General features: G+C 47.3%; 14 protein-coding genes. 7 read left to right on the top strand and 7 right to left on the bottom strand.

What is annotated here, in order from left to right:
* Nucleotides 1-100: 100 nt before the first annotated feature.
* Together ADIAL_RS04415 and ADIAL_RS04420 are read right to left on the bottom strand one after the other, a co-directional pair.
* Nucleotides 101-1,063, bottom strand: a complete 963-nt coding sequence (locus ADIAL_RS04415) for an L-threonine 3-dehydrogenase (RefSeq protein ID WP_034300562.1) — start codon at nt 1,061-1,063, stop codon at nt 101-103.
* Nucleotides 1,064-1,132: 69 nt separating this feature from the next.
* Complete coding sequence (locus tag ADIAL_RS04420) at nt 1,133-2,326, bottom strand: glycine C-acetyltransferase (RefSeq protein ID WP_034300564.1); 1,194 nt, start codon at nt 2,324-2,326, stop codon at nt 1,133-1,135.
* Nucleotides 2,327-2,516: 190 nt separating this feature from the next.
* Between ADIAL_RS04420 and ADIAL_RS04425 the strand changes: the two genes are divergently transcribed.
* Both ADIAL_RS04425 and ADIAL_RS11440 read left to right on the top strand, forming a co-directional pair.
* Complete coding sequence (locus ADIAL_RS04425) at nt 2,517-3,818, top strand: pyrimidine-nucleoside phosphorylase (RefSeq protein WP_034300566.1); 1,302 nt, start codon at nt 2,517-2,519, stop codon at nt 3,816-3,818.
* 378 nt (nt 3,819-4,196) lie between these two features.
* A complete protein-coding gene (locus ADIAL_RS11440; RefSeq protein ID WP_034300568.1) occupies nt 4,197-4,493 on the top strand; it encodes an AzlD domain-containing protein in 297 nt (98 codons plus the stop codon).
* Between the two features lie 297 nt (nt 4,494-4,790).
* Here the strand turns inward: ADIAL_RS11440 and ADIAL_RS04435 are convergent, their stop codons facing one another.
* The 5 genes from ADIAL_RS04435 to mvk are packed head-to-tail and all read right to left on the bottom strand — an operon-like array spanning nt 4,791 to nt 9,436.
* Nucleotides 4,791-5,288, bottom strand: a complete 498-nt coding sequence (locus ADIAL_RS04435; RefSeq protein WP_155849177.1) for a hypothetical protein — start codon at nt 5,286-5,288, stop codon at nt 4,791-4,793.
* 52 nt (nt 5,289-5,340) lie between these two features.
* Complete coding sequence (gene fni / locus ADIAL_RS04440) at nt 5,341-6,390, bottom strand: type 2 isopentenyl-diphosphate Delta-isomerase (protein ID WP_034300573.1); 1,050 nt, start codon at nt 6,388-6,390, stop codon at nt 5,341-5,343.
* 23 nt (nt 6,391-6,413) lie between these two features.
* Nucleotides 6,414-7,487 (bottom strand): phosphomevalonate kinase, encoded by a 1,074-nt coding sequence (locus tag ADIAL_RS04445; protein ID WP_034300575.1) that lies wholly within the window; start codon nt 7,485-7,487, stop codon nt 6,414-6,416.
* Nucleotides 7,488-7,491: 4 nt separating this feature from the next.
* Nucleotides 7,492-8,490 carry a diphosphomevalonate decarboxylase gene (mvaD, locus tag ADIAL_RS04450; RefSeq protein ID WP_034300577.1) on the bottom strand — a complete coding sequence of 333 codons (999 nt, stop codon included), beginning with the start codon at nt 8,488-8,490 and terminating at the stop codon, nt 7,492-7,494.
* Between the two features lies 1 nt (nt 8,491).
* Nucleotides 8,492-9,436 (bottom strand): mevalonate kinase, encoded by a 945-nt coding sequence (gene mvk / locus ADIAL_RS04455; protein ID WP_051503713.1) that lies wholly within the window; start codon nt 9,434-9,436, stop codon nt 8,492-8,494.
* Nucleotides 9,437-9,642: 206 nt separating this feature from the next.
* Between mvk and coaA the strand changes: the two genes are divergently transcribed.
* From coaA to ADIAL_RS04480, 5 genes are all read left to right on the top strand, one after another.
* Nucleotides 9,643-10,566: a type I pantothenate kinase gene (gene coaA / locus ADIAL_RS04460; protein ID WP_034300579.1), complete on the top strand. Its 924-nt coding sequence runs from the start codon at nt 9,643-9,645 to the stop codon at nt 10,564-10,566.
* Between the two features lie 18 nt (nt 10,567-10,584).
* Entirely contained in the window at nt 10,585-10,878 is a 294-nt protein-coding gene (locus ADIAL_RS04465) for a DUF3221 domain-containing protein (RefSeq protein ID WP_034300582.1), read from the top strand.
* A 130-nt stretch (nt 10,879-11,008) separates the two neighbouring features.
* A complete protein-coding gene (locus ADIAL_RS04470; protein ID WP_051503714.1) occupies nt 11,009-11,995 on the top strand; it encodes a sensor domain-containing diguanylate cyclase in 987 nt (328 codons plus the stop codon).
* Nucleotides 11,996-12,075: 80 nt separating this feature from the next.
* On the top strand, nt 12,076-12,816 hold the full coding sequence (locus ADIAL_RS04475; protein ID WP_034300584.1) for a WecB/TagA/CpsF family glycosyltransferase: 741 nt from the start codon (nt 12,076-12,078) through the stop codon (nt 12,814-12,816).
* Complete coding sequence (locus ADIAL_RS04480; RefSeq protein ID WP_051503715.1) at nt 12,813-13,895, top strand: glycosyltransferase family 4 protein; 1,083 nt, start codon at nt 12,813-12,815, stop codon at nt 13,893-13,895. Before ADIAL_RS04475 ends, ADIAL_RS04480 begins: the two co-directional genes overlap by 4 nt.
* Nucleotides 13,896-14,161 lie beyond the last annotated feature (266 nt).

A 14,161-nucleotide genomic window follows, 5' to 3' on the forward strand; every position in this document is an offset into this window, starting at 1 on the left:
TACTAAGCCAGGACATGTCCTGGCTTAGTAGGCCGTGCGTGTGTGTTTCAGGCTTTTTTGGGAGCTTATTGTTCCAGCAGAAATAAATCAGTTATACCGTTCAGACAAAAGCTGGGAGTCCTTTTTTCTTCAGCTGAGTGAGCATATCAGCGGTCATCTGATCCAGATCATATTTAGGTTTGAACCCCCACTCCTGACGAGCAGCTAAGGTGTCGATGGCATTTGGCCAGGATTCAGCAATACGCTGTCTTACCGGATCGACAGCATAAGTCAGTTTAAAGTCAGGCAAGTGCTTTTGAATCGCTCTTTCCACATCTTCAGGTGCAATGCTCATAGCACTGACATTGTAGGCATTACGGTTAATCAGCTGATCGCCTGGTGCTTCCATCAGCTGAATGATTAAATCAACGGCATCGGGCATATACATCATGTCCATATAAGTCCCTTTGTCGATAAAGGATGTATAAGTGTTATGCTTCAGAGCTTCATAGTAGATATCGACAGCGTAATCAGTCGTCCCGCCGCCAGGCAGCGTCTCATGTGAAATGAGACCGGGAAAGCGAACACTGCGTGTATCTACACCAAATTTTTGGAAGTAATAGTCACCAAGCAGTTCTCCACTGACTTTAGTGACCCCATACATGGTCGTTGGCCGTTGAACGGTGACCTGAGGGGTCTGGTCCTTAGGTGTCTGGGGACCAAATGCCCCGATCGAGCTTGGGGTGAAAAACTTCAGTCCATATTCACGAGACACTTCCAAAGCATGCATCAGGCCACCCATGTTCAAATTCCAGGCCAGAAGCGGTTTGGCTTCCGCAACAGCAGATAAAAGGGCGGCCAGATGGATAAAGGTATCCACCTGATACTGCTCAACCAGTTCTCTCATGCGGACGCCATCGGTGACATCTAGCAGTTCAAAAATTCCTTCCGTTACGACAGCAGAATCTTCGGGCTGTCTGATATCGGTAGCGACTACATTGTCTTTACCATAAAGTTCGCGCATTTTTAAGGTCAGCTCTGAACCAATCTGTCCGAGAGCGCCTGTAATGATAATTTTTTTCACGTTTAATCCTCCGATTATTTCCTGGTCAGCTGGCAGTGAGAAGAGAGAGGCCTTTTCCCAGCAGAGTGATTAGCTGATCACGTTGAGTTCTTTTCCGACTTTTTCATAAATGGCCAGTACTTTATCGAGCTGGTCACGGGTATGAGCAGCACTTGGCATGTTTCTGACTCGGCCGGTTCCACGCGGAACAGTAGGGAAGACGATCGATTTGGCGTAGACCCCTTCTTCTGTCAGACGTTTGGAGAAGGTTTGAGTCAGTTTTTCTTCCCCGATAATGCAAGGGGTAATCGGAGTTTCTGATTCACCAATATTGAAGCCCAGCTCCTTCAGTCCTTGCTTCAGGTACCGCCCGTTGTCCCATAGACGGTCATGTTCTTCCGTAGAACGGGTCATGATGTCGATGGCTTCCATGCAGGCAGCGGCTGCTCCTGGAGTCAGGGAAGTAGAGAAGAGGAAGGGACGGGCACGAACTTTAAGCCAGTCGATCAAGTTCTGGCTGCCGGCAACATAACCGCCGACTACACCGACTGCTTTGGAAAGGGTTCCCATCTGCAGATCAATTTTGTCCTGCAGGCCAAAGTGCTTGACCGTACCGGCTCCTTTACCCATGACACCTGAACCGTGGGCATCATCCACGTAAGTGATCAGGTCAAATTCTTCTGCCACTTCAACAATCTCGGGCAGCTTGGCTACATCGCCGTCCATTGAAAAGACGCCGTCAGTGATGTACATGATTTTTTCATATTGACCACTCTCGACTGCTTCTTTCGCTTTGGCACGTAAATCATCCATATCCTGGTGCTTGACACGAATCACTTTGGCACCGGACAGGCGGCAGCCGTCGATGATGGAGGCGTGGTTCAGTTCATCGGAAAGAATGGCATCTTTTTTGGTCATCACTGCTGAGATAGCGCCCATATTACAGTTAAAACCAGACTGGAAAGCGACAGCCGCTTCTGTATGCTTAAATTCAGCAATTTTTGCTTCCAGTTCATCGTGAATGGTCTGTGTACCGTTAATTGTCCGGACAGCACCGGCTCCGACCCCGTACGTATCGGTGGCTTCATTGGCTTTTTGCTTCAGGCGCGGGTCATTTGAAAAACCAAGGTAATTGTTGGATGACATATTAATCAGTTTCTGTCCATCGATTTGGATCTCTGAACCGTTGGGTCCTTGGATCGTATCGATTTCGTTGTATAGGCCCTGTTCTTTCAGTTCCTGTAGGTTGTGTTCTAAAAAGGTGTTCAGTTTATGACTGGTCATGAAAACGCTCCTTCTTCTATATAGTCATACAGTCCCCTATAATTTTACCATTCTTTTAAAAAATCGTGTAGGTCATGGAAGGTTTATTTGAATATTCTTATAATCTTTCATTTGAAAATACCGCCATTGTCTAGCAGATGTGATAAAATAAGGCTTACACAAGTACAGATGAATGGAGCGGATGACTACTATGAGAATGATTGATCTGATTGAAAAAAAGCAGCATGGTGAGCGCTTGACAGACGAAGAAATAAAATGGATGATTACTGGATATACGAATGAGACTATCCCGGATTATCAGATGAGTGCAATGGCTATGGCCATATATTTCAAAGGAATGAACGATGACGAGCGGAGTGCCCTAACGATGGCGATGGTCGAATCCGGCGATCAGATCGACTTGTCGGAAATCGAAGGGATCAAGGTGGACAAGCATTCGACAGGCGGCGTCGGGGATACGACTACCCTAGTTCTTGCCCCGCTAGTGGCGAGTGTCGGTGTGCCCGTGGCCAAGATGAGCGGTCGGGGGCTGGGACATACTGGTGGAACCATTGACAAGCTCGAGTCCATTCCGGGCTTTCATGTAGAATTATCTCAGGACGAATTTTCTGATCTAGTCAACCGGAACAAGGTGGCGGTTGTTGGACAGTCCGGCAACTTGACACCAGCAGACAAAAAATTGTATGCGCTGAGAGATGTCACGTCTACAGTTGAATCCATTCCGCTCATTGCCAGTTCAATTATGAGCAAGAAAATTGCTGCAGGAGCAGATGCCATCGTCTTGGACGTTAAGACTGGAGCCGGGGCTTTTATGAAAAACCAGGACCAGGCCAGAGAACTGGCAGAAACGATGGTCAAAATCGGTGATTCCGTGGGCCGAAAAACAATGGCCGTCATTTCAGACATGAGCCAGCCTCTGGGCAACGCCATCGGCAATGGGCTGGAAGTCAAGGAGGCTATCGATACGCTTAAAGGACAGGGACCGAAAGATCTGACTGAGTTGTGCCTGGCTTTGGGAAGCCAGATGGCTTACCTTGGCGGGGCAGCGTCATCTCTGGAGGAGGCCCGTTTGAAGCTGGAGGCCAATCTGCATAACGGTAAGGCACTGGAAGCCTTCAAAACCTTTGTTTCTTCTCAAGGTGGAGAGGCAGCAGTGGCTGATGAGCCGGAAAATATTCTGCCCAAAGCGGCCCACCAGCAGGATGTAAAGGCTGAAAAGAGCGGTAAAGTGTCTGAAATTACTGCTGATCAGCTGGGGATTGCGGCTATGATGCTTGGTGCCGGCCGTGAAACAAAAGACAGCCAGATCGATCTGGCAGCCGGCCTAGTCCTGCATAAAAAAGTCGGTGACACGGTCGAGTCAGGAGACATCATGGCTTCTCTGTATTCAAATAAGCCAATCAATGAAGAGATAGTCAGCAAAGTCCGCCAGAATATCATACTGTCAGACCAAGCAAAAGAACCCGCTTTGATTTATGATGTGATTCAGTAGGCAAATAGCTTGGGAAAGGTTCAGCGTTTCTGAAGGCCCGCTTTCAGCTGGTGTAGCAGAGACGCTGCCTTTTTTTGCATACATTCTACATCAGATTGCTTTGGAAATGAGCTGTTCAGACAGTCTTTTGTATTGGGGGTGGACTGGACAGGTTGTGCTGTTTAGACTGAAGTGAAAGAGGTGAACAGTGTGAAACAGGAAACAGTAATGAACGGACTGAAAGCCAGCTCTCCGGTCATGAGCAGCTATGCAGCGCTTGGAGCGGTTCTTTTTGATGCAGGTTTTACCTTGGGAGAATTTTTTTAATGAGCCTGCTTGTATATGCCGGGGCGGCCCAATTTCTGGCAGCCAGGTTCATAAAGGAGGAAGCCGACATGTTTGAGCATCCATTATTTCTTATTGCCGGTATGGCGGTTGTCACCTTTATTCTTGTTCAGCAAGCTGGATATTTCGCCGGCCTTGAGACGCTGGCTGACTTTTGTTCCGGTTTCTGTTTTTGCAGCCTTGATTGCTTCAGACATATTTTTCTGGGAAGGGGAGTTCAATATCGACCCGACTGTCAATCTCAGCCTACTGCCTTCGGTTCTGGTTTTGCTTACGGCTATTAAAACCCGCAGCCTGCTGTGGTCCATGACGGTCGGCATTTCTGTCCTGGCACTGCTGGTATTACTCTAGGGACAGTTTTCAGATCATACGGGCTGAAGTAAGACTTATAAATGAGAGTCGAAAAAGGCGTATAAATAGATAAGGCAGCTGCCCCGGTAGCCAGTCTTTTAACACAGGGGAGGAAGTTTAAAAGGGATGAAACAGTACTGAATGGGTGCTTTTGCTCGACATTTAATTAAAGCAAAAACAGGCTCTGCTTATTTTCTGAAAAGACAAATAAGCAGAGCCTGTTTTTTTCCTGTAATACCGTACACTGGGTGTCTAGAAAGCCAGGAGGAAAACGCGTATCCAGTTTGAAAAACCGGGTCAGTTCCAGATAGCGGGTTCCTTTAGCCAGTGTTCACCGAGAACATTAGCCCACCGTTCAGTCCAAAGAGAAGTGTAAGCTATACGGTATGTCTGGCGTTTACGCTTGAAATAAGAAGAACGGGCCCAAGTGAAAGAAGGTACTCCGATAACCAGCAAATATAGTGGCCCGAGCATCAGGGACTGAATAGCGTGCCCGAATTCATGGACAGCAATACGGGCACACGCATCTTTTCGTCTAATATAAGCGGACGGTAATTCTGACGGGCGCTGTAAGCCAGGATAGGGAGTGAAAATGAACAGGCCAAGAGATACGCCTGACGAGTATTTCCAGCGTGTTCTTAGGCAGCCGTGATACCAGTCGTGCGGAGAGCCGACATGCAGTAAATACAGAATCAGCCCCAAAAGAGTCTGAAGTCCTCCCCATGTGCACTGAGTAATCAGGAAAAGCCCTTTCCACCTTACCGAAGCTGTTGAAAGGCATCGTCTGCTTGGCATATCCGGTCACCTCACTTCACAAGAATTGACAGCCTAACGAACTAGTCAGGCGTCAGCTGCGGAAAGCATACCGCTGGATATCGATTTGTCTGGCCGCACACCATGCTGCTGTCTCACCGGTCAAGACAAGGTCTGTACGCTGCAGATCAGCTATTGTATGTGCACCGAGCAAAGTCATCGTATGGGCGAGTTCGGTTTTCCACTGTTTAATTGTTTCAACCGCTTGGTCAACGTCATCCAAAGCCATATGCATGAACTGGCTCGACAGGCCGTTGAGGGAAGCGCCCAGTGCCATGGCTTTGACCATGTCGATGGGACGTCTGATACCTCCAGAGGCAATGATGTGGGCACTGGAGGAAACTTCTGCCGCTTCCAGCAGAGAAATGACGGTAGACTGGCCCCAGCTTTCCAGATCATCAAGCTTAAAATCCGCCCGCCTGTAATTTTCAATCTGGGCAAAATTCGTGCCCCCTTTTCCACTGACATCGATATACTGCACCCCAACACTTTCCAACTGCCGAATGGTTTCTCTGCTCATACCAAAACCGACTTCTTTGGCAATCACAGGGACTCTGAGCCCCTCAACAATTGACTCGATATTTTTTAGCCAGCCTCTAAATTCACGGTCACCTTCAGGCATAACCACTTCCTGCGGAGCATTGATATGAATCTGAATAGCATCCGCTTCAAGCAAATCCACGACTTTTTTGGCGTTTTCCAGACCGTGTCCGGCCCCTAAATTAGCAAAGACCAGTCCATTGGGGTTGGTCTGACGGACAATTTTAAAGGAATCCTGCTGGGAGGGATCTTTAAGTGCGGCACTGACAGATCCAGTTGCCATAGCTAGATCTGCTTCTCTGGCAAGATAAGCCAGCTTTTCATTTACACGCTTGGTCCAGTCACTCCCACCTGTCATCGCATTGATAAAAAAAGGCGATGTGAAAGTCAGGTCTCCCAGAGAAACAGACAAATCGACGTCTTTGACATCCATTTCAGGAAAAGAATGGTGAACAAATGTAATATCATTAAAAGCCGGAGCTTTTTCAGCATAAAATTTCTCGGAAAGGGAGACATGTTCATTTTTTCGATTGTTTTTAGACATAAAGACACTCCAGTAAGTAGATTTTAATTAAGGGTATAAACAGTGAGAGACAAAGGAGTAATACCGGCTGCTGCCCATTCAGCTAGTAGACGGTCTGGACGGTTTTTCCGCCAGGCAAGAGCGATTCCGCAGTCACCGCCTCCTGCTCCAGATGTTTTTGCAGCAGCTTGCCGGTTTTCAGCTATGCTACAGAGATTTTCTAGAAGCGGGGTTTCAAGTTGAATCCCCTTTTTTCGACTCATAGCCAGCAGCAACTCCCGATTTTTTCTGATTAAGTCCATAATTAGCTGGCTGTTTTGCTGTTTGAAAGCCTGCAATAAGGCAAGCGTGCAGGCTTTACTCGATGCCAGGAAAGGTTCGTAGTCCATCGGCTTGCCTGACTGGGCTATATTCTTGATCATGGACTCCGTTGATGCAGGTGAGCCGGTCCAGCCAACTAGCAACTGAAGCTCTTCAGGCAAGGCGAGGGGCTCGATCATAAGGCCTTCCCAGCTTTCATTCAGCGCTTCTGTCACTGACCGGCAAGTGTACAGTCGTTGCACTTGGGTTTTGTTGAAACTTGAATAGGCAATCCAGCCGCCAAAGCTCGCCGCTGCCAGGTCACCGAAAGACCCCCGGCTATTTAGTGACAGGTGAGTCAGGGCAGCCAACTTATAAAGGTGAAGTGGCGAACAAGAAACGGAAGCAGCCTGTAGCAGACTGTTGATTACAGCAACCGTTACCGCACCGCTGGAGCCGAGTCCATATTTTCTTCCATCCGCACTGACTAGGCTGGACTGGATGACAATATCATAGTAGGGCAAAGTAATGCCCTGTTCTTGTAAATAAAGTTCGGTCAACTGCAAAGCTTCTATCAAAACAGCAGCTTTGGGGTCTTCTTCGTGAATGCGTATGCCATTTGCTGTCCGCTCAAATGAGGCCAAACCACCGTCTAAAACTGTTGAATGGATCTGTCCGAAATTATTATCGGACGGAGTTACCGTTACTTCAATAAAACGATTAACAGCAACAATAACAGCAGGATGACTCGGTTCAACGACCGCATATTCTCCAGCAATGTAAAGTTTTCCAGGAGCTTTAGCCCAGGCTGTTTTCATCAGTTTAGTCTCCCTTTTCTTGAAGTGCTTCAGATGGGTCAAGAGTGCGAATCCCGGGACCCGGACGAGCTTCAATAAGCTGGCTCTCAGCGAACTGTTCTGAAAGCAGGTCTTTCAGTTCTGCCAGCTGACTTTGCCTACAGATTATTTTGACGTTTGGGCCGGCATCCATCGTAAAGTAGGCGGTATAGCCCTGACGTCTCAGCGAACGTACTGCTTCCATCGCTGTCATGCTTTCTGCCGTCCAGTAAGTGAAGGGCGGCTGCGCACCTAATGTCGTAGCGTGCATCTTTAGCGCATTGCGTTCAGCGATTTGACCGACTCGTTTTAGGTCTTGGTCTTTCAGTGCCTGCTTCATTGCCGAAAGATCGCCGTCGAGGGACTGCAGCCAGCCCTCATAAAAAGGTGAGGTGTCGACAGTCCGTTTCATGCCGTCACGACTAGAGACTTCCTTCTTTGCATCATTGACAATAATGAACAGCATTCCAATATCCCAGTCGGCTTTGTCTACAGGTACAGCATAGGAAGTATCGTGATCCACTCCTTTGAGCCATTCAGCAAAACCACCGTAGATGCTTCTAGAAGCTGACCCTGAACCAATCCGAGCGAGCTTGGACAGCTCTTCAAAAGGCATATCCAAGCCGGCTGCCTGACTGGCTGCTCCAGCCAGGGCTGCCAGCCCGGAAGCGGATGAAGCTAGCCCGGCAGCGGTCGGGACATAATTGATACTGTCGACTCGGGCTCGGGTCTGAATGCCTGCTTTATCCCTGACAGCATCCAGTACTTTTTTAACTTTGTCTAAAGCAGCAAGATTCTGCTGCTGACCGTTGAGATAAAGCAAGTCTGTTTCCAGACACTGATCAAAGGTGACTTTTGTATCTGTGTAAAAGGCATCCAGTGTCAGCGACAGGGAGTTGTTCTTCGGAAGGATAAGGTCATCGTTGGCCTTTCCCCAGTATTTAATCAGTGCAATGTTAGTGTGTGCGCGTACCCAGTTAGTCATGTTAGTCCTCTCCTAATGCATGAATCCATGTTTCGACCGCTCCGCTTTTCATCAGCTCACGGGCGATAGTTTGTGCCTGTTCGGCTGTATCTGCCAGTGCAATCATGCAGCCTCCACGTCCTCCACCAGTCAGTTTCGCTCCTAATGCCTTGTGTTTTAAGGCGGTTTCAACCAGAAGGTCCAGCTTGTCGCTGCTGACGTTCAACTCTTTAAGGCAGGCGTGTGCCTCTGTTAAAAGGGCACCCAGCTGTCTGAGCTGTTCCTCTTCAATGGCTAGCTTGGCTGCTTCGCTTAATTTACCGATGTGACAAATCAGCTTTTTTGTACGGACATAGGATTGCTTCAACTGCTGAGCGACCCCCTCAACTGCTTGCCGGGTCTGTCCTTTGACTCCAGTGTCAGCAGCAACGAGGTAGCCGTCCAACTCAAGACTGATAGGTTGATAGGGGCAACTTTTTTTGAAATACAAGGGTTGCCGGCTGCCGGTCACTCGTGCATCCAGTCCACTCGGATTTCCGTGAGCAATTTTTTCTGAAATATCTACATATTTTATTAGTGTTTCCTGCTCCAAAGACCGCTCAAAAAAAGCAAAGAGCGCCCGAACAGTAGCCGTTGCCACAGCGGCACTCGATCCCATCCCTCGTTCAGGAGGGATCAGACTGGAAATGGACAGGCTGAGACTGTCTGAAGGTTTCCCCAAATCTACACAGACTGTTTCAATTAAAGTTTTTAAATTTAAAAGGTTGTCCGGAACGGTGTCGACAAGCCCCTTATAGTAACTCGACATCAGTTGGCTGTCACCTTGGATCTGTTCTACTCTTACTTCTACTGGAGCTGCCAGAAAAGGCATAGCGATGGCCGGTTCGTTATAAACGGCGGCATGTTCGCCAATAAGTATGAGTTTACCGTGGGCAGTACCGACGGCTTGATTAGACAGTGTCTTCATGATTCACCTCTGTTTCAACAAAAATATAACATCGTTTTTATCATAACGCATTTTACACAGGAATTCTAACCTATCGTACCAACTTATCTTTAAATTTCATTAAAGAATGAATGGGCATATGCAGGAAATAACAGTGATCTGTTGTGAAAGCGGATGAAAGTTTGGTAAAATGTAAAGAATGATTACCGGGAAACGGAGGGAACCACATGAAAGAGTCTGACTCATTTTATATTATCAATCGGGAAGAATGGAAAAAACTGAACAAATACACAGAAATTGCCCTGTCCGACCAGGAAGTGGAATCACTCCGGTCTTTAAACGATCAAGTATCTGTAAAAGATGTGAAAGAAATTTATCTGCCGATGCTGCAGATTCTCAATCAATACATCAAACATTACTTGAACCGGCAGAAGGACATCAAAAAGCTGCTAGATCGTCCGCAGACTAGGGAACCTTACATTATCGGGATCGCCGGAAGTGTAGCTGTGGGTAAAAGTACCTTAGCCCGTTTTCTTCAGACCATGATGGCCCGTGCCTATCCGAAGAAAAAAGTCAGCATGATTACAACTGATGGTTTTTTGCATCCAAATGAAATTCTCAAAAAGCGCGGTATTTTAAGCAGAAAGGGTTTTCCGGAAAGCTATGACATGCACCGTTTGATTACCTTTATGGGAGATGTCAAGAGTGGCAAGCGGCATATACAGGTTCCGGTGTATTCCCATCGTCTGTATAATATTGTACCTGACACGTTTGAAACGATTGATCAGCCGGATATACTAATTGTTGAGGGCATCAATGTACTGCAGTTGCCGGCTAACGAGAAGATATTCATGAGTGATTTTTTTGACTTCAGTTTTTATGTTGATGCCGAGCCGGACCGGATTGAAAAATGGTATCTGGAACGTTTCGGTCTGCTTCTACATACGGCCTTCAAGGACCCGACCAACTACTATTATCCTTATGCCGTGGGGGACAGGGAAGAGGCCTTTAAAATGGCGCGGAATGTCTGGCGCACAGTCAATTTAAAAAACTTAGAGGAATTCATATTACCTACCCGTTTCAGGGCAGACATGATTATCCATAAAACAACAGACCATTATATCGATCAACTGTTGCTGAAAAAACACTGAAGAGTGGAGAGTGTGTGAATGAAACGTCTGCTTATATTTATTACAGTTCTGCTGCTTGCAGCTGCCGGATGCGGGTTGCCAGACGAGCATGCTCATTTTTCCGGAACGGTGACGAATGTCGATGGACAGCAGCTAATTGTCGAACCGGATGCTGAAGAGGCAATCAGAGACTCGGGAGCCGCTGTAGCCATTACAGTGCCAGACAGTCAGCACTTTCAGACGGGAGACCGGGTAGTTGTGACGTATGAAGGAGAGATCATGGAAAGCTATCCTCTGCAAATTAGGCTAATAGCCATAGAAAAAGAACAGTAGCCTGCAGGGGGTAAAGGGAACAAAGATGACAATTCTGTGAAATCGTCTATAAAATCATCAAAAGGTTATCGGCTGAGATACAAATGTACAAGTGTCTATATTATACTGGTAAAATAGAGGAGACGATAATATGATGGACGAGCAGCAGGAACTGCAGCAATTGAAAGAAGAGCTGGAGACGGTCAAGAGGCTGAACAGAGAGCTTCTGACTAATCAGGAAAATCAGGATTCACTTGATTTTGGTTGGACAGGCAATCTCGGCCACTGGTACTGGGATTTTCCAGCCAATAAAGTGACATTCAATCCGATGAAAGCCACGGCCCTCGGCTTTACAAAAGAAGAACTGCCGGAAACCGTTGATTTCCAGTTTTTTACGGAAAGGCTGCACCCGGATGATTATGAACGGGTCATGGACGCTATGCGGGACCACCTGGCCGGCACCTCTCCTGTATGGGAAGTCAAGTACCGGATAAGGGCTAAAGATGGCTCTTATAAGACGTATTATGACAGAGGAAAAGTTACTCAGCGTGCAGAAGATGGACGTCCGCTTTTTTTATCGGGCATTGTGTTTGACATTTCCAAACATGAACAGGAAAAAGAAGATTTACTGAGAAAAAATAAGGAATGGGAAAACCAGTCCAAGCGTGATCCGATGACAGGGCTGTATAACCGGTCCAATATCCTTGTCAAGTTAGGACAGACCGTGTCAAGAATCAGTAGCGGCAAGCACAGCACGGTCTCTTTAATTGTTTTTGATATAGATAATCTCGTGCATCAGAATTCACTGTTTGGCCCTCTTTTTGGTGATCAGCTAATTAAGCAGGCGGCCGAAGTCATTAAAGAAACCCTCGCTGACACACATATTGCCGGTGTTTTTGCAGGAGGGAAATTTTTGATTATTTTGCCGGATGTGGCGAGAAAAGAGGCACTGCACGTGGCAGAAGCTATTCGTAAGAAGTTTGCCGGCCTGGAATTTTCAGAGCCTGCAGAAGTCACGAGTAGCGCAGGCGTGGCCGAATATCTTCCGTCAGAGACCGTCAGTCAATTTTTCAACCGTGCAGATCGTCTACTCAATAAGGTGAAGAGCAACGGTAAAAACCAGGCGATTTCCGAATAATACGGTAAGGTTCTTAAACAGATGCATGCAATGGAAGACAAGCAGACTCAGCACATATCGCAGTAGAATGGATGGACAGAATGATGCAGAAGAAAGTAACGATTCTCGGTATTCCTTTTGATAATTTGACGCGCAGAGATTTTCTAAGTGAATTGTATCAGCGCATGCAAAACAAACAGAAAACCTTTCTGGTGACAGCCAATCCTGAAATCGTCATGTATGCCAGGGATCACCGCTCTTATCATGACCTTTTGCTGCAAGCAGATTTTATTGCTCCAGATGGGATTGGGATTGTCCAGGCTTCAAGGCGGCTGGGAACGCCTATCAAAGAGAGGGTACCTGGTTTTGAGCTGATGATGGGCTTGCTGGAATTGGCTGATCAGGATCAGAAGCGGGTGTACTTTATCGGTGCAAAAGAAGAAATCGTCAGTCTGGCAGTCGACAATGTCAGTAAGAAATGGCCCGGTCTGAAAATCGCGGGCTATCATCATGGTTATTTTAATCACGAAGATCCTGAAATGATTGAGACGGTTAGACAAACTCAGCCGGATATTATTCTAGTCGCATTTGGCTTTCCCTTGCAGGAAAACTGGATCAAAGCTTACCTTGATGAGGCGGATTATGGGATAGCTGTTGGGGTGGGAGGCAGCTTTGACGTTCTTTCGGGCCGAACCAAAAGAGCCCCACGCCTGGTGCAAAAACTGCATATTGAATGGCTTTACCGCCTGCTGAAGCAGCCTTCAAGATACAAGCGTATGTCAGCATTGCCGTCCTTTATCCGGGCTGTCTACAGGCAACTCAAGGACGGGTCGGCAGGATGAAAGTCGCTCATATCAATGCCGGAAATGAATACGGCGGGGGACTTGTACATATCGTTTCCCTGCTGGAAAAGATGAATGCAAAGCAGCCAGTAGCCGAGCTGCTGCTGATGGAAGAAGGGCCCGTAGCCAAGGCGGCAAGAGAGAAAGGCATACCTGTAAAAGTATTTGAACAGCAAAGCCGATACGATCTGCTGGTCCTAAAACGGCTGCTCAGTTATGTCAATGAAGAAGGGTTCAGTATCTTGCATTCACATGGACCCCGGGCGAATATGCTGATGAAACTGCTGCAGCCTCTCATCAAGGCGAAATGGGTTGCAACGGTTCACAGTCACCCACTGCTGGATTTCAAGGAGCGCGGATTCTTTGGCAGAGTGTTTGAAAAGGTGAACACAAGCAGTCTGCTCAGAGCTGACGGGCTGATTGCTGTATCGGAAGAAATTCGAGACGTCCTTATTGAACTGGGCTGTCAAGCGGACAGGGTGTGCACCATACATAATGGCATCGACTTCAAGGATCCGATCAGTGGACATTTACAGACAGAGAAATTGACTCTGATTATGATAGGCAGGCTACACCCTATTAAGAACTTTGCCCTTGCGCTGGAAGTTTTGAGCCAATGGGAGCAAACAAACTGGCAACTGCTTATTTGCGGAGAAGGTCAGGAAAAAACCGAACTACAGCAGCTGGCTGTCAGCTATGGGCTGAGCGATCAGGTTTGCTTTCTAGGCTGGCTAAACAGTCGGGAACTGAAAATGAGAGTGCATCAGTCGGATCTGATGATCCACCCTTCTTTGAGCGAGAGTTTTCCTTTAGTCCTGCTGGAGGCAGCTGAACAGCAAGTGCCGGTTATTGCAACGGATGTTGGGGACGTGCGCTGCTTATTAAGCAGAAAGGACCTGGGCTGGCTGATTTCGCCGGCAGATAGTGCCAGTCTGCTTGAAGCTCTTGAGGCCGCATACATTGATTGGCAGTCAGGTGAGTTAAAGCAAAAAGGAGAACGTTTAAGAAAGCAAGGACAGCAGTTTTCCCTCACCGCTCAGGTCGACCAAGTGAGATCTTTCTACGAACAACTCAATTAACTGAACAGGGCGCTAATCAACAAAAAGGCGAATGGAAAGTTAAGGAAAAGAGTGGATTAACTTCCGCTCTTTTTGTGTTTTTGAAGAGGGGGATAAACCATTATGTTGGGTCTGTGTATTGAAAGTGGACAGGCAAAAGAGTTGACCTCTGGTTGACTCTGGCTGAAAAGATAAACTAGATCCGCTCTTATAGTGCTGCTTTGAGCTACCGGAAAAGTACCGGAAAAATCAGACACCACCCGGAAAGTAAGAAATTATGTTATACT

Source organism: Alkalibacterium sp. AK22, from assembly GCF_000585255.1.
In the GTDB taxonomy this organism is placed as follows: domain Bacteria; phylum Bacillota; class Bacilli; order Lactobacillales; family Carnobacteriaceae_A; genus Alkalibacterium.